At 50.6% G+C, this 14,642-nt stretch carries 13 protein-coding genes and 1 other RNA gene; 10 read left to right on the forward strand and 4 right to left on the reverse strand.

All coding sequences use genetic code 11. The annotated features are described in order from the left end of the window. Positions 1–49 precede the first annotated feature (49 nt). From D9741_RS05595 to ydiK, 4 genes are all read right to left on the reverse strand, one after another. The gene (locus D9741_RS05595; RefSeq protein WP_130218931.1) at positions 50–1,264 is read right to left on the reverse strand and encodes an MFS transporter; all 1,215 of its coding nucleotides are present in this window, start codon (positions 1,262–1,264) and stop codon (positions 50–52) included. 97 nt (positions 1,265–1,361) lie between these two features. After that, positions 1,362–1,718 carry a YdiL family protein gene (locus tag D9741_RS05600; protein WP_130218933.1) on the reverse strand — a complete coding sequence of 119 codons (357 nt, stop codon included), beginning with the start codon at positions 1,716–1,718 and terminating at the stop codon, positions 1,362–1,364. A 134-nt stretch (positions 1,719–1,852) separates the two neighbouring features. Continuing rightward, an RNA gene (rprA, locus tag D9741_RS05605) (antisense sRNA RprA) lies at positions 1,853–1,960 on the reverse strand. A 185-nt stretch (positions 1,961–2,145) separates the two neighbouring features. Then, entirely contained in the window at positions 2,146–3,258 is a 1,113-nt protein-coding gene (ydiK, locus tag D9741_RS05610) for an AI-2E family transporter YdiK (RefSeq protein WP_000248636.1), read from the reverse strand. 388 nt (positions 3,259–3,646) lie between these two features. On the opposite strand from ydiK, the gene D9741_RS05615 reads away from it, so the two are divergent. The 10 genes from D9741_RS05615 to ldtE all read left to right on the forward strand — a co-directional run bounded on the left by D9741_RS05615 (position 3,647) and on the right by ldtE (position 14,616). Further along, the gene (locus D9741_RS05615; protein WP_130218935.1) at positions 3,647–6,703 is read left to right on the forward strand and encodes an FAD-binding and (Fe-S)-binding domain-containing protein; all 3,057 of its coding nucleotides are present in this window, start codon (positions 3,647–3,649) and stop codon (positions 6,701–6,703) included. Then, positions 6,700–7,110 carry a 1,4-dihydroxy-2-naphthoyl-CoA hydrolase gene (gene menI, locus D9741_RS05620; protein ID WP_130218937.1) on the forward strand — a complete coding sequence of 137 codons (411 nt, stop codon included), beginning with the start codon at positions 6,700–6,702 and terminating at the stop codon, positions 7,108–7,110. Before D9741_RS05615 ends, menI begins: the two co-directional genes overlap by 4 nt. 98 nt (positions 7,111–7,208) lie before the next feature. Then, positions 7,209–7,397 (forward strand): YdiH family protein, encoded by a 189-nt coding sequence (locus tag D9741_RS05625; RefSeq protein WP_088376204.1) that lies wholly within the window; start codon positions 7,209–7,211, stop codon positions 7,395–7,397. Positions 7,398–7,950: 553 nt separating this feature from the next. Next, positions 7,951–8,319: a Fe-S cluster assembly scaffold SufA gene (gene sufA, locus D9741_RS05630; RefSeq protein ID WP_130218939.1), complete on the forward strand. Its 369-nt coding sequence runs from the start codon at positions 7,951–7,953 to the stop codon at positions 8,317–8,319. An 8-nt stretch (positions 8,320–8,327) separates the two neighbouring features. Continuing rightward, complete coding sequence (gene sufB / locus D9741_RS05635; protein ID WP_001308677.1) at positions 8,328–9,815, forward strand: Fe-S cluster assembly protein SufB; 1,488 nt, start codon at positions 8,328–8,330, stop codon at positions 9,813–9,815. 9 nt (positions 9,816–9,824) lie between these two features. Next, complete coding sequence (gene sufC, locus D9741_RS05640; RefSeq protein ID WP_000948872.1) at positions 9,825–10,571, forward strand: Fe-S cluster assembly ATPase SufC; 747 nt, start codon at positions 9,825–9,827, stop codon at positions 10,569–10,571. Beyond that, positions 10,546–11,817, forward strand: coding sequence for a Fe-S cluster assembly protein SufD (gene sufD / locus D9741_RS05645; RefSeq protein ID WP_130218941.1), 1,272 nt, complete (start codon positions 10,546–10,548; stop codon positions 11,815–11,817). The genes sufC and sufD overlap by 26 nt, the downstream gene beginning before the upstream one ends. Then, positions 11,814–13,034, forward strand: a complete 1,221-nt coding sequence (gene sufS / locus D9741_RS05650; protein ID WP_130218943.1) for a cysteine desulfurase SufS — start codon at positions 11,814–11,816, stop codon at positions 13,032–13,034. The genes sufD and sufS overlap by 4 nt, the downstream gene beginning before the upstream one ends. A gap of 12 nt (positions 13,035–13,046) precedes the next feature. Further along, on the forward strand, positions 13,047–13,463 hold the full coding sequence (gene sufE, locus D9741_RS05655; RefSeq protein ID WP_130218945.1) for a cysteine desulfuration protein SufE: 417 nt from the start codon (positions 13,047–13,049) through the stop codon (positions 13,461–13,463). A 148-nt stretch (positions 13,464–13,611) separates the two neighbouring features. Then, positions 13,612–14,616 (forward strand): L,D-transpeptidase LdtE, encoded by a 1,005-nt coding sequence (gene ldtE, locus D9741_RS05660; protein ID WP_130208226.1) that lies wholly within the window; start codon positions 13,612–13,614, stop codon positions 14,614–14,616. The last annotated feature ends 26 nt before the right edge of the window (positions 14,617–14,642 follow it).

Raw genomic sequence — 14,642 nt, forward strand, 5'->3', positions numbered from 1 at the left:
AAGAGTAATTTATCCGTAAGTTCTTGCATGACCTGAAAAGAATATTGCATTACCCGCCCGTAGCAACATTCTCCTTTAATGATGGATGTTGTGCTTCTTTTCGACTGCGTACGCCAATAAACAGCGCCAGTAAAAAGCCGATAGCAGCGATGGCGGTATCGAACCACATAATATCGGCAATACTTCTTTGCGAAAGATGAGCCGTAATCAACGGAATGGTAAATGTTGCAATGCTGCCCGCACTGTAATAGATCCCCGTTGCTTTTCCTTTGGCATGGGGAAAACGTTCCGCCATTAACGTCAGGCCAATTTGTACAACACCACCTGCGGAGGTAAAACCGATGACGAAAGCAAATATTATCACCACATAAAATGTGGGATGCAGGCAGACGGTGAGCAGGGCGATAAATGAGATAAAAGTGTACAGCATCAACAATGTTGTTGAGTGAACGGTTTTACGAATGAGTGGAGCAGTAATAAATACACACAGCAGCGAACCCACGGTATAGATACTGAGTAATTTGATCGACATGGTGTATGACATGCCAGCGACAAATTGCCCGTATTGTGCCAGCCACTGGCTAACCAGATAAAAGGTTGCCATTGAAATATAGCCATAGAGGGTGTAACTGGCTAAATCAATAATTGAGCAGCGATGCCCCGCGGAAGTGGTCGCTTTCTTTACCACAGGCAAGCGACGGCCCGGATGTGGTGGAAAGGTACAGCGATATAAAAACAGACCGTTAACGATCATAATCGCCGCGGCAATCATAAAAGACCAACCGAACCACAGTTCAGCCCACACTAACAGGCTGATAATTAGCGGCAATAAAAATTGCCCGCTGGAGACAAAGGCTTTAATTAAAATATTGGCTGTACCCGGTGAATGAGGAAAGGCTTCCATCAAACTGGGATAGGTACCAGCATCGAGAAAACTGTTCGCCATGCCCGCCAGGAAACCAAAAGCATAAGCAATAATGATGTTATTGGTGTGCAGGATGCCAAAAAAGAAGGTCATATAGCAGCACATACCCAGAATAATAAAAGGGCGGCGACCAAAACGATCGGATAATAATCCTGCAAAAAGCAAGACACTCAATCGTCCTATACCTAATGATGAAATAACAATCGAAACGCCTGCGGCATTGGTCTGCCAGAGCGTCTCCAGCGAGGCCATATTTAAAGTCATCAAAATGACACCCATACCATGCACCAGGTAATTGAGATACAACCCAAGCGCGGTAGGGAGGTAGGGATTTTTCATAAGATCTACTTAGCAATATTGCTTAAAAAGTTGCTGTTGTTATGTCAGCATCCGTTTATTATTTTTGTCATGACGTCCGTTGTATCCCGTTAAAATATCAACACAGGCGTTCAAGATCGTGCGCATATAATTCAGCTGCGACCGACTGGTAAATCTTCCAGTCAATAAAATTACCTTCTGGGTAGATACGTTGAAATGCGGTTAAATTGGGGAAAAAACGCATGGTATTGTTGCCGATGCGGTTGTTTATTTTTTCTATGATGGCGTGAAGATGCCTTTTTCTTTGCTGGCGCATTGCCAGCAGTTTTTCAACTATCTCGTCAGGAATATCCGTTTTTCCTTTCTCCCATTGTTGCCAGCTTTCACTGTCGCCCGTCAGGGCAATCCAGGTCGCGCATTCATCAATGGTCATGGCAAAAATATGGCGTAGTGCCTGGAGTTCATAAGCGTTCATCGTGTAATGGCTGCATGAAAAAAAGAATAAAATATAAATAACATTATCAGCCTGCTTACGGCTTGAAGAGAGTCACAGTATCTTGTGCAACATTATTGGAAAGAACGAGAGGCGGGGTAATGAAGCAAAAAATGTTAAAAAAAAGCCCATCGTGGGAGATGGGCAAAGACTACACACAGCAATTCGTTGTTTCACTCAGGGGATTTCCATGCTTATAAATCAATATGTTGATTTATAACCGTGAGCTAATAGTAGGCATACGGACTTTTTGCGTCGATCAGATTCGTCTCATTAGTTTAAAAACTGTAAAGGATTTGCGACAGGTACTACCAGCTGAATGGCGGTAAGCAGGAAAATACGGACTGGAGGAATGAAATATCAATTAGCAGTGATTAACAATCAGGCGGCAGAGCCGCCTGATGAGAAATTACTTATTCGGTTTCTCGATTTCGCCCAGCTCTTCGAGAATTTCTTCTGGTTGGTCAGTCGGCGGCGGGACTTCTTCAACCCACGCGGCGAACAGACGCCAGGAAACAGCCAGTAGTACCGGACCAATAAACAGACCGATCATACCGAAAGCAATCAAACCACCAATAACCCCGGAGAGGATTAGAATCAGCGGTAAATCTGCGCCCATGCGAATTAGCATTGGGCGGATGACGTTATCCAGAGTGCCAACCACACCGCTCCACACTAACAATACCGTTCCCCAGGTGGTATCGCCGGTCCAGTAGAGCCAGATAATCGCCGGAATCAACACTGGCAGCGGGCCTAGCTGAACAAGGCAGGAGAGGATCATTAATACCGTTAGCAGCGTGGCGTAAGGCACACCAGAAACGGCCAGACCGATACCGCCAAGTACAGCCTGTACTAAAGCAGTGACCACAACGCCCAGCGCCACTGCGCGGATAGCTTGTGCCGCCAGCAGAACTGCCGCATCACCACGAACGCCCGCCAGACGGGTCGCAAAATGTCGGATGCCTTGCGCCACCTGTTCACCGCGCCAGTACAACAGGGCGCTGAAGAGCAGCATTAAGGCACAATGCACCATAAAGCGCCCGATATGCGCGGCTTGCCCGACGAACCAGGTGGTAGTGGTGCCAATATAAGGACGGACTTTCGCCATAATTGCCGTGCCGCCCATATCAAGCAAGTTATGCCAGCCTGCGTACAGCTTCGCGCCAATCACCGGAATGGTATTAAGCCACGCTAAATCCGGTAATGTCATATCGCCACTGGAGATGGCCTTAATTAACGGGCCACTGCCGTCGACGATACTGTTAACCAGCAAAGCAATAGGGATGATAAACACCATCACCAGGAGCAACGTCATTACCAGAACGGCGAGAGAGCGGCGGCCAAACATGATCTTTTGCAAACGTAACAATACCGGCCAGGTGGCGATAACCACCGTACCGGCCCATGCGAAGCCGAGAATAAAGGGTTGAACGATCCACAGACATGCCACAATCATGATGGCTAAAAACAGCACCGAAAGCAGAATTTGTGCGACATCCCTGGGCTGACGAACATTTACCATAACTACTTTTCACCTTTTTTGTGCGTCAAATCGTCGACGCGACGTGAACACGCGAAACTCACCTGCATAATGATGAGCAATTTCAGCGGTTTTTAACAGGCCGATTCTGCCCTTAATTCTGATGGGCGTGTTAGAAAAAAATGTGGTACAACAACTCAGGTAACACGCAAACGATTTACTCGTCGTATTTCAAGTGGCATGTGCTGCGGCTACGTTCGTTCACCCCAGTCACTTACTTTTGTAAGCTCCTGGAGTTCACTCGCTTGCCGCCTTCCTGCAACTCGAAATCCATAGAGTAAACAAACATCACCTTTCAGTGCGCTATTGCAGCAGCCTGAAAGAACAGTGTATCGACCTACATCACAGACCGCAGGAAAGGGTCAATATAATGATTCCACAGATTTCCCAGGCACCCGGAGTCGTTCAACTGGTGCTTAATTTTTTGCAAGAGCTGGAGCAACAAGGTTTTACCGGCGATACGGCGACAAGTTATGCCGATCGTCTGACAATGTCGACCGACAACAGTATTTACCAACTTCTCCCCGATGCGGTGGTATTTCCGCGTTCAACCGCAGATGTGGCGCTGATCGCCCGTCTTGCCGCCCAGGAACGCTATACATCGCTGATCTTTACCCCCCGCGGCGGCGGCACCGGCACTAACGGTCAGGCGCTCAACCAGGGGATTATTGTTGATATGTCCCGCCATATGAACCGCATCATCGAAATTAACCCTGAAGAGGGCTGGGTGCGCGTTGAAGCTGGGGTGATTAAAGATCAACTGAATCAGTACCTGAAACCATTTGGCTACTTTTTTGCGCCAGAACTTTCGACCAGTAACCGGGCAACGCTCGGCGGGATGATTAATACTGATGCTTCCGGCCAGGGATCGCTGGTCTATGGGAAAACGTCAGATCACGTGTTGGGCGTGCGGGCGGTGTTGTTGGGGGGTGATATTCTCGATACCCAACCTTTACCCGTCGAACTTGCTGAAACGTTGGGTAAAACCAATACCGCTATCGGGCGGATCTACAACACTGTCTATCAACGTTGCCGCCAGCAACGCCAGTTAATCATCGACAAATTCCCCAAACTTAACCGTTTTCTTACCGGTTACGATCTGCGCCATGTCTTTAACGATGAAATGACCGAGTTCGACCTGACGCGCATTCTGACCGGATCAGAAGGGACGCTGGCCTTTATTACCGAAGCGCGGCTGGATATTACGCGCTTGCCTAAAGTGCGCCGTCTGGTGAACGTCAAATATGACTCTTTTGACTCCGCGCTACGTAATGCGCCGTTTATGGTTGAGGCGCGTGCGCTTTCGGTAGAGACGGTGGACTCAAAAGTGCTGAATCTGGCGCGGGAAGATATTGTCTGGCATTCCGTCAGCGAACTGATTACCAATGTGCCAGACAAAGAGATGCTCGGGCTGAACATTGTTGAATTTGCCGGAGATGATGAGGCGCTGATTGACGAGCGGGTAAATTCACTCTGTGCGCGGCTGGATGAACTGATTGCCAGCCAGCAGGCAGGGGTGATCGGCTGGCAGGTGTGCAGTGAGCTGGCAGGTGTTGAGCGTATTTATGCAATGCGAAAAAAAGCCGTCGGCCTGCTCGGCAATGCCAAAGGTGCAGCCAAACCGATTCCATTTGCCGAAGATACCTGCGTGCCGCCGGAACATCTGGCAGATTATATTGCTGAATTTCGCGCACTGCTCGACAGCCACGGTTTAAGTTATGGCATGTTTGGCCACGTCGACGCTGGTGTTTTGCACGTCCGTCCGGCACTGGATATGTGCGATCCGCAACAAGAGATGTTGATGAAGCAAATCTCTGATGACGTGGTGGCGCTGACTGCAAAATACGGTGGCTTGTTGTGGGGCGAGCACGGAAAAGGTTTTCGTGCCGAATACAGTCCAGCGTTTTTCGGTGAGGAGCTTTTCGCAGAACTGCGTAAGGTTAAAGCGGCGTTTGATCCGCATAACCGACTAAATCCAGGGAAAATCTGCCCACCAGAAGGTATTGACGCGCCAATGATGAAAGTGGACGCGGTAAAGCGTGGCACGTATGACCGACAAATCCCCATCGCGGTACGCCAGCAGTGGCGCGGCGCTATGGAATGTAATGGCAACGGTTTGTGCTTCAACTTTGATGCCCGCAGCCCGATGTGTCCGTCAATGAAGATAACTCAGAACCGCATTCATTCACCGAAAGGGCGTGCAACACTGGTGCGTGAATGGTTACGTTTGCTGGCGGATCGCGCCGTTGACCCTCTAAAACTGGAGCAAGAGCTACCAGAGTCTGGCGTCAGCTTGCGCACGTTAATTGCCCGTATGCGCAATAGCTGGCATGCAAATAAGGGCGAATATGACTTCTCGCACGAAGTCAAAGAGGCGATGTCGGGCTGCCTGGCCTGTAAAGCGTGTTCGACTCAGTGTCCGATCAAAATTGACGTACCGGAGTTTCGCTCTCGTTTCTTGCAACTCTATCACACGCGCTATCTACGCCCATTGCGCGATCATCTGGTGGCAACGGTAGAAAGTTACGCACCGCTGATGGCGCGTGCGCCAAAGACTTTTAACTTCTTCATTAACCAGCCGCTGGTGCGCAAACTCTCGGAAAAACACATCGGTATGGTCGATTTGCCGCTGCTTTCAGTGCCGTCGCTGCAACAACAAATGGTGGGGCATCGCTCGGCAAACATGACGCTGGAACAGCTTGAAGCGCTGAGTTCAGAGCAGAAAGCACGCACGGTGCTGGTAGTGCAGGATCCTTTTACCAGTTATTACGATGCGCAGGTGGTGGCGGATTTTGTTCGTCTGGTCGAAAAATTAGGTTTCCAGCCAGTGCTGTTGCCATTCTCACCGAATGGTAAAGCGCAGCATATCAAAGGCTTTCTTAATCGTTTTGCGAAGACGGCGAAAAAAACGGCGGATTTCCTTAACCGCATGGCGAAACTGGGGATGCCAATGGTGGGTGTCGATCCGGCGCTGGTACTTTGTTATCGCGATGAATATAAACTGGCTCTGGGCGAGGCGCGTGGCGAGTTTAACGTCTTACTGGCGAATGAATGGCTGGCAAGCGCGCTTCAGTCACAGCCAGTGACAGCAGTCAGCGGTGAATCATGGTATTTCTTTGGTCACTGTACTGAAGTTACCGCCTTGCCGGGGGCGCCAGCACAATGGGCCGCGATATTTGCCCGTTTTGGCGCGAAACTGGAAAATGTCAGCGTGGGTTGCTGCGGCATGGCAGGGACTTACGGACATGAGGCGAAAAACCATAAAAACTCGCTCGGGATCTATGAGTTATCCTGGCATCAGGCAATGCAGCGTCTGCCGCGTAATCGCTGTCTGGCGACCGGGTATTCTTGCCGCAGCCAGGTTAAACGGGTTGAAGGGACGGGGGTACGCCATCCCGTGCAGGCATTACTGGAGATTATTAAATGATATGGAAACGTAAAATCACCCTGGAAGCACTGAATGCTATGGGTGAAGGAAACATGGTGGGGTTGCTGGATATTCGCTTTGAACATATTGGTGATGAAACGCTGGAAGCGACAATGCCAGTAGACTCGCGGACAAAGCAGCCTTTCGGGCTGCTACATGGCGGGGCGTCCGTGGTGCTGGCTGAAAGTATTGGTTCAGTTGCCGGGTATTTATGTACCGAAGGCGAGCAAAAAGTGGTTGGCCTGGAAATCAATGCTAACCATGTTCGCTCAGCACGAGAAGGGCGGGTACGCGGCGTTTGTAAACCGCTGCATCTCGGTTCACGGCATCAGGTCTGGCAGATCGAAATATTCGATGAAAACGGGCGTTTGTGTTGTTCATCACGATTGACGACCGCCATTTTGTGACGTTGTCACCAGAAAAGTGTGATGCATATTGCTTTTGGTTATTATCTGCGCAGTAAACGGTGGTATACTGTGCAGGTCTTGTCTAAAGCGAGGATGCTATGTCTACTCAACTTAATCCCACCCAGCTGGCTATCGAATTTTTACGCCGTGACCAAAGCAATCTTTCACCCGCTCAATATCTCAAGCGTCTGAAACAACTAGAACTTGAATTTGCTGATCTGCTTACTCTTTCGTCTACGGAACTGAAAGAAGAAATCTACTTCGCCTGGCGTCTGGGCGTGCATTAATCCCTACTGAACATAGTCTGAACGCCCATCGACCTGGATTAACATCTGTCCAGGTCTGACGATTGTTTTCTGACCGTCCTCCCGTTGTTACCTGCCTGATATTGCTCAAAAAGAATACAAATCGCAGTTTGTGTTAAAACGGCGACGTAGTCTTATGAGATTATTCTTATCGCCCCTTCAAGAGCTAAGCCACTATGAGTGCCGGAGATAAGCGCCGGATGGGGTAGAAGCCCTTAAGTCTGTGATGCACAGACTTAAGGGTTTTCTTATTTCTGAACTCGCCACTTTTTTACCTATCTCTTAAATAGTCATTTTCGATACAACTTTTTCTTTTCCATCACAGCCTTAACACCCACTCGATAATAATCATTATCTAACAATGAGATACCTAATTCTTAGCATGCCTGTTAACCCTCTCATCAGGGTCTATGCTTATTAAATACAGGCAAAAAGCATGTTTTACGCTAAAGCCCCTGCGTTTGCTGGGTTGAACTGATAATCATTATCACTAACATGCTGTTATCCGCTGAAAGCGATGAAGTGAGGTAAATCGATGGACATGCATTCAGGAACGTTTAATCCACAGGATTTCGCCTGGCAAGGCTTAACGTTAACACCCGCAGCCGCGGCGCATATACGTGATTTAGTCGCGAAGCAGTCGGGCATGGTTGGCGTGCGTTTAGGCGTCAAACAAACAGGCTGCGCGGGCTTTGGCTATGTGCTCGACAGCGTCAGCGAGCCAGAGAAAGATGATCTGCTGTTTGAACGTGACGGCGCGAAGCTGTTCGTCCCGCTGCAAGCGATGCCGTTTATTGATGGCACGGAAGTCGATTTCGTTCGCGAAGGACTCAACCAGATATTCAAATTTCACAACCCGAAAGCCCAGAATGAATGTGGCTGTGGCGAAAGCTTTGGGGTATAGGCGGTACTATGTCTCGTAATACTGAAGCAACTGACGATGTCAAAACCTGGACCGGCGGCCCGCTGAATTATAAAGAAGGATTCTTCACCCAGTTAGCCACCGATGAGCTGGCAAAGGGGATAAACGAAGAGGTGGTGCGCGCAATTTCGGCGAAGCGTAATGAGCCGGAGTGGATGCTGGAGTTTCGTCTTAACGCCTATCGCGCATGGCTGGAGATGGAAGAGCCGCACTGGCTGAAAGCGCACTACGACAAGCTGAATTATCAGGATTACAGCTACTACTCGGCACCATCGTGCGGTAATTGTGACGACAACTGCGCGTCTGAACCCGGCGCGGTGCAGCAAACTGGCGCGAACGCCTTTTTAAGTAAAGAGGTGGAGGCGGCGTTTGAGCAGTTGGGCGTTCCCGTGCGGGAAGGCAAAGAGGTGGCGGTGGATGCCATTTTCGACTCTGTTTCGGTTGCCACCACTTATCGCGAAAAACTGGCGGAGCAGGGAATTATCTTCTGTTCCTTTGGCGAGGCGATTCACGATCACCCGGAACTGGTGCGTAAATATCTCGGCACCGTGGTGCCGGGGAATGACAACTTCTTTGCCGCGCTTAATGCGGCAGTGGCCTCTGACGGTACGTTTATTTATGTGCCTAAAGGCGTGCGCTGCCCGATGGAACTCTCCACCTATTTCCGCATTAACGCGGAAAAAACCGGGCAGTTTGAGCGCACCATTCTGGTGGCCGATGAAGACAGCTACGTCAGCTACATTGAAGGCTGTTCCGCTCCGGTGCGTGACAGCTATCAGCTACACGCTGCGGTGGTGGAAGTCATCATCCATAAAAACGCCGAGGTGAAATATTCCACGGTACAAAACTGGTTCCCTGGCGATAACAACACCGGCGGTATTCTCAATTTCGTCACCAAGCGTGCTTTGTGCGAAGGCGAAAACAGCAAAATGTCATGGACGCAATCAGAAACCGGTTCAGCCATTACGTGGAAATATCCCAGCTGCATTCTGCGCGGCGATAACTCCATTGGTGAGTTTTACTCAGTGGCACTGACCAGCGGTCATCAGCAAGCGGATACCGGCACGAAGATGATCCACATCGGTAAAAACACCAAATCAACCATTATCTCGAAAGGGATCTCTGCCGGACATAGTCAGAACAGTTATCGCGGCTTAGTGAAAATCATGCCGACGGCAACCAATGCGCGCAATTTCACTCAGTGCGATTCAATGCTGATTGGCGCTAATTGTGGGGCGCATACCTTCCCGTATGTCGAATGTCGCAATAACAGCGCACAACTGGAGCACGAGGCAACGACATCACGTATTGGTGAAGATCAACTGTTTTACTGCCTGCAACGCGGGATCAGCGAAGAAGACGCCATCTCGATGATTGTTAACGGTTTCTGCAAAGACGTGTTCTCAGAACTGCCGCTGGAATTTGCCGTTGAAGCACAAAAACTCCTCGCCATCAGCCTTGAACACAGCGTCGGATAAGGAATAAACATGTTAAGTATTAAAGATTTACACGTCAGCGTGGAAGATAAAGCTATCCTGCGTGGATTAAGCCTCGACGTTCGTCCCGGCGAAGTTCACGCCATTATGGGGCCAAACGGTTCTGGCAAAAGTACCTTATCGGCAACGCTTGCCGGGCGCGAAGATTATGAAGTGACGGGCGGCACGGTTGAGTTTAAAGGCAAAGATTTACTTGCGCTGTCGCCGGAAGATCGTGCAGGCGAAGGCATTTTTATGGCCTTCCAGTATCCGGTGGAAATTCCCGGCGTCAGTAACCAGTTTTTCCTGCAAACGGCACTTAATGCGGTGCGCAGCTATCGCGGCCAGGAAACGCTCGACCGCTTTGATTTTCAGGATTTGATGGAAGAAAAAATTGCTCTTCTGAAGATGCCGGAAGATTTACTAACCCGTTCGGTCAACGTTGGTTTTTCTGGTGGTGAGAAAAAGCGCAACGATATTTTGCAAATGGCGGTGCTGGAACCGGAACTGTGCATTCTTGATGAGTCGGACTCCGGGCTCGATATCGACGCATTAAAGGTGGTCGCCGATGGCGTGAACTCGCTGCGTGACGGCAAGCGTTCATTCATCATTGTTACGCACTACCAACGCATTCTTGACTACATCAAGCCTGATTACGTCCATGTTCTGTATCAGGGGCGAATTGTGAAATCCGGTGATTTCACGTTGGTCAAACAACTGGAGGAGCAGGGTTATGGCTGGCTTACCGAACAGCAGTAACGCACTGCAACAGTGGCATCATTTGTTTGAAGCTGAAGGGGCGAAACGTTCCCCGCAAGCACAACAGCATTTACAACAATTGCTGCGTACCGGACTGCCGACACGTAAACATGAAAACTGGAAATATACGCCGCTGGAAGGGCTGACCAATAGCCAGTTTGTCAGCATTGCGGGTGAGATATCCCCGCAACAACGCGATGCCTTAGCGTTAACGTTAGACGCCGTGCGGTTGGTGTTTGTCGATGGACGTTACGTGCCCGCGCTGAGCGATGCAACTGAAGGCAGCGGGTATGATGTAAGCGTTAACGACAACCGTCAGGGGTTACCCGACGCTATTCAGGCGGAAGTGTTTCTGCATTTGACGGAAAGCCTGGCCCAAAGCGTGACGCATATCGCCGTGAAGCGCGGTCAACGGCCTGCAAAGCCATTGCTGTTAATGCATATTACCCAGGGCGTGGCAGGTGAAGAGGTAAACACTGCCCATTACCGGCATCATCTGGATCTGGCGGAAGGTGCCGAAGCAACGGTGATTGAACATTTTGTCAGTCTTAATGATGCTCGTCATTTCACTGGCGCACGGTTCACTATCAACGTCGCAGCGAACGCCCACTTGCAGCATATCAAGCTGGCGTTTGAAAACCCGGTCAGCCATCACTTTGCCCATAACGATTTGCTACTGGCAGACGATGCCACCGCATTTAGCCACAGTTTCCTGCTTGGCGGCGCCGTGTTACGGCACAATACCAGTACGCAACTCAATGGCGAAAACAGCACGCTGCGCATCAATAGCCTGGCGATGCCGGTGAAAAACGAAGTGTGTGATACCCGCACCTGGCTGGAACACAATAAAGGTTTTTGCAATAGCCGCCAGCTGCACAAAACTATCGTCAGCGACAAAGGTCGCGCGGTGTTTAACGGTTTGATCAACGTCGCGCAGCACGCCATCAAGACTGACGGCCAGATGACCAACAATAATCTGCTGATGGGTAAACTGGCGGAAGTGGATACCAAACCACAGCTGGAAATCTATGCTGATGATGTGAAATGCAGCCACGGTGCGACGGTGGGGCGTATTGATAACGAACAGATGTTCTATCTTCGTTCGCGCGGGATCAATCAACAGGATGCCCAGCAGATGATTATCTACGCCTTTGCCGCCGAACTGACGGAAGCATTGCGTGATGATGGGCTCAAACAGCAGGTGCTGGCCCGAATCGGTCAACGGCTGCCGGGAGGTGCAAGATGACTTTTTCCGTCGACAAAGTGCGGGCCGATTTTCCGGTGCTTTCGCGTGAAGTGAACGGTCTGCCACTGGCTTATCTCGACAGCGCCGCCAGTGCGCAGAAACCTGGCCAGGTGATTGACGCCGAGGCCGAGTTTTATCGTCACGGCTACGCGGCGGTGCATCGCGGTATTCATACGTTAAGCGCCCAGGCGACCGAGAAAATGGAGAACGTGCGCAAGCGGGCATCGCTGTTTATTAATGCCCGTTCGGCGGAAGAGCTGGTGTTTGTCCGCGGCACGACGGAAGGAATCAATCTGGTCGCCAATAGCTGGGGCAACAGCAATGTGCGGACGGGCGATAACATAATCATCAGTCAGATGGAGCACCACGCTAACATTGTTCCCTGGCAAATGCTTTGCGCCCGTGTTGGCGCAGAGCTGCGTGTGATCCCGCTCAATCCCGACGGTACGTTGCAACTGGAGACGCTGCCTACGCTGTTTGATGAGAAAACTCGCCTGCTGGCAATTACTCATGTCTCCAACGTGCTTGGCACAGAAAATCCACTGGCGGAAATGATCACGCTTGCGCACCAGCATGGCGCAAAAGTGCTGGTGGATGGCGCTCAGGCGGTGATGCATCATCCGGTGGATGTTCAGGCGCTGGATTGCGACTTTTACGTGTTCTCCGGGCATAAACTGTATGGCCCCACCGGAATTGGCATTCTTTATGTGAAAGAAGCCTTGTTGCAGGAGATGCCGCCGTGGGAAGGCGGCGGTTCAATGATCGCCACCGTCAGCCTGAGTGAAGGCACTACCTGGACCAAAGCGCCGTGGCGGTTTGAAGCCGGTACGCCCAATACCGGAGGTATTATTGGCCTTGGCGCGGCGCTGGAGTATGTTTCGGCGCTGGGGCTTAACAACATTGCCGAGTATGAACAAAATCTGATGCATTACGCATTGTCGCAGTTGGCAGCGGTGCCGGATCTTACGCTCTATGGTCCGCCGGACAGACTTGGCGTTATTGCCTTTAATCTCGGTAAACACCACGCCTATGACGTCGGCAGTTTTCTTGATAACTACGGTATTGCTGTGCGTACCGGACATCACTGCGCAATGCCATTAATGGCCTATTACAACGTCCCCGCGATGTGTCGGGCGTCGCTGGCAATGTACAACACCCATGAAGAAGTGGATCGTCTGGTAACTGGATTGCAACGTATTCATCGTCTACTGGGGTAAAAGGGAGGCTCTATGGCTGTATTGCCGGATAAAGAAAAATTGCTGCGTAACTTTTTACGCTGCACCAACTGGGAAGAGAAATATCTCTACATTATTGAACTGGGACAGCGTCTGCCAGAATTACGCGACCAAGACAGAAGCCCGCAAAATAGTATTCAGGGATGCCAGAGTCAGGTATGGATTGTAATGCGCCAGAATGCGCAGGGAATTATTGAATTGCAGGGCGACAGCGATGCGGCCATTGTGAAAGGGCTTATTGCGGTCGTTTTTATTCTCTACGATCAAATGACGCCGCAGGATATTGTCAATTTCGATGTGCGTCCGTGGTTTGAAAAAATGGCGCTCACCCAACATCTCACTCCATCACGCTCACAAGGTCTGGAAGCGATGATTCGCGCAATTCGCGCCAAAGCCGCTGCACTTAGCTAAACTAAAGGAACAGCTTTCATCCGGTAGGCTCACTTTGCCGGGTGGTCGATGTTTACACTGGCCTGCACAGGAGTGTTTCGGTTTCAGGTAAACATAAGCGCCATCCGTCGTTTCAGCGTGAGCCACCGGCAAATACAGGAGGTTTACAATGAAACGCGCGTCTTTACTAACACTGACTCTTATCGGCGCTTTCAGCGCCATTCAGGCAGCCTGGGCGGTAGATTACCCGCTCCCACCAACCGGAAGCCGACTGGTTGGGCAAAATCAAACCTATACGGTGCAAGAGGGGGATAAAAACCTTCAGGCTATTGCCCGTCGTTTTGATACTGCGGCAATGTTGATCCTTGAAGCCAATAACACAATTGCTCCGGTGCCAAAACCAGGCACGACAATAACCATTCCTTCGCAACTGTTATTACCTGATGCACCGCGCCAGGGGATCATTGTGAACCTTGCGGAACTGCGTCTTTATTATTATCCGCCGGGAGAAAATATCGTACAGGTCTACCCGATAGGCATTGGCTTGCAGGGGCTGGAAACGCCAGTGATGGAAACACGGGTAGGGCAGAAAATCCCCAATCCTACCTGGACGCCCACGGCGGGTATTCGTCAGCGTTCACTGGAGCGAGGCATCAAATTACCGCCAGTTGTTCCAGCCGGGCCGAATAACCCTCTGGGACGCTACGCACTGCGCCTGGCGCACGGCAACGGCGAATACCTCATTCATGGCACCAGTGCGCCGGACAGCGTCGGTTTGCGCGTCAGTTCAGGCTGTATGCGTATGAACGCGCCGGACATTAAAGCACTGTTCTCCAGTGTGAGAACGGGAACGCCGGTAAGAGTGATCAACGAACCGGTAAAATACTCTGTAGAACCGAACGGGATGCGTTATGTTGAAGTGCATCGACCGCTATCGGCAGAAGAACAGCAGAACGTTCAGACAATGCCGTACGCACTGCCTGCAGGCTTCACGCAATTTAAAGACAATAAGGCTGTAGATCAGAAGTTAGTCGATAAAGCATTGTATCGTCGGGCAGGGTATCCGGTTGCGGTAAGCAGTGGAGCAACTCCAGTAGCCAGCAATGCGTCTGCAGTAGAGTCAGCGCAGAATGGTGAACCAGAGCAAGGAAATATGTTACGCGCGACGCAATAGGCGTAATGAGCAGGCAAAAAAAATGG

The organism is Escherichia sp. E14V7, from assembly GCF_004212225.1.
Taxonomy (GTDB): Bacteria; Pseudomonadota; Gammaproteobacteria; order Enterobacterales; family Enterobacteriaceae; genus Escherichia.

What these genes read in the sequence shown, in the direction of transcription:
- sufB (WP_001308677.1), top strand. Translation starts at nt 8,328, where the DNA reads ATGTCTCGTAATACTGAAGCAACTGACGATGTCAAAACCTGGACCGGC.
- sufE (WP_130218945.1), top strand. Translation starts at nt 13,047, where the DNA reads ATGGCTGTATTGCCGGATAAAGAAAAATTGCTGCGTAACTTTTTACGC.
- D9741_RS05625 (WP_088376204.1), top strand. Translation starts at nt 7,209, where the DNA reads ATGTCTACTCAACTTAATCCCACCCAGCTGGCTATCGAATTTTTACGC.
- sufS (WP_130218943.1), top strand. Translation starts at nt 11,814, where the DNA reads ATGACTTTTTCCGTCGACAAAGTGCGGGCCGATTTTCCGGTGCTTTCG.
- sufD (WP_130218941.1), top strand. Translation starts at nt 10,546, where the DNA reads ATGGCTGGCTTACCGAACAGCAGTAACGCACTGCAACAGTGGCATCAT.
- D9741_RS05615 (WP_130218935.1), top strand. Translation starts at nt 3,647, where the DNA reads ATGATTCCACAGATTTCCCAGGCACCCGGAGTCGTTCAACTGGTGCTT.
- D9741_RS05595 (WP_130218931.1), bottom strand. Translation starts at nt 1,264, where the DNA reads ATGAAAAATCCCTACCTCCCTACCGCGCTTGGGTTGTATCTCAATTAC.
- sufA (WP_130218939.1), top strand. Translation starts at nt 7,951, where the DNA reads ATGGACATGCATTCAGGAACGTTTAATCCACAGGATTTCGCCTGGCAA.
- D9741_RS05600 (WP_130218933.1), bottom strand. Translation starts at nt 1,718, where the DNA reads ATGAACGCTTATGAACTCCAGGCACTACGCCATATTTTTGCCATGACC.
- menI (WP_130218937.1), top strand. Translation starts at nt 6,700, where the DNA reads ATGATATGGAAACGTAAAATCACCCTGGAAGCACTGAATGCTATGGGT.
- ydiK (WP_000248636.1), bottom strand. Translation starts at nt 3,258, where the DNA reads ATGGTAAATGTTCGTCAGCCCAGGGATGTCGCACAAATTCTGCTTTCG.
- ldtE (WP_130208226.1), top strand. Translation starts at nt 13,612, where the DNA reads ATGAAACGCGCGTCTTTACTAACACTGACTCTTATCGGCGCTTTCAGC.
- sufC (WP_000948872.1), top strand. Translation starts at nt 9,825, where the DNA reads ATGTTAAGTATTAAAGATTTACACGTCAGCGTGGAAGATAAAGCTATC.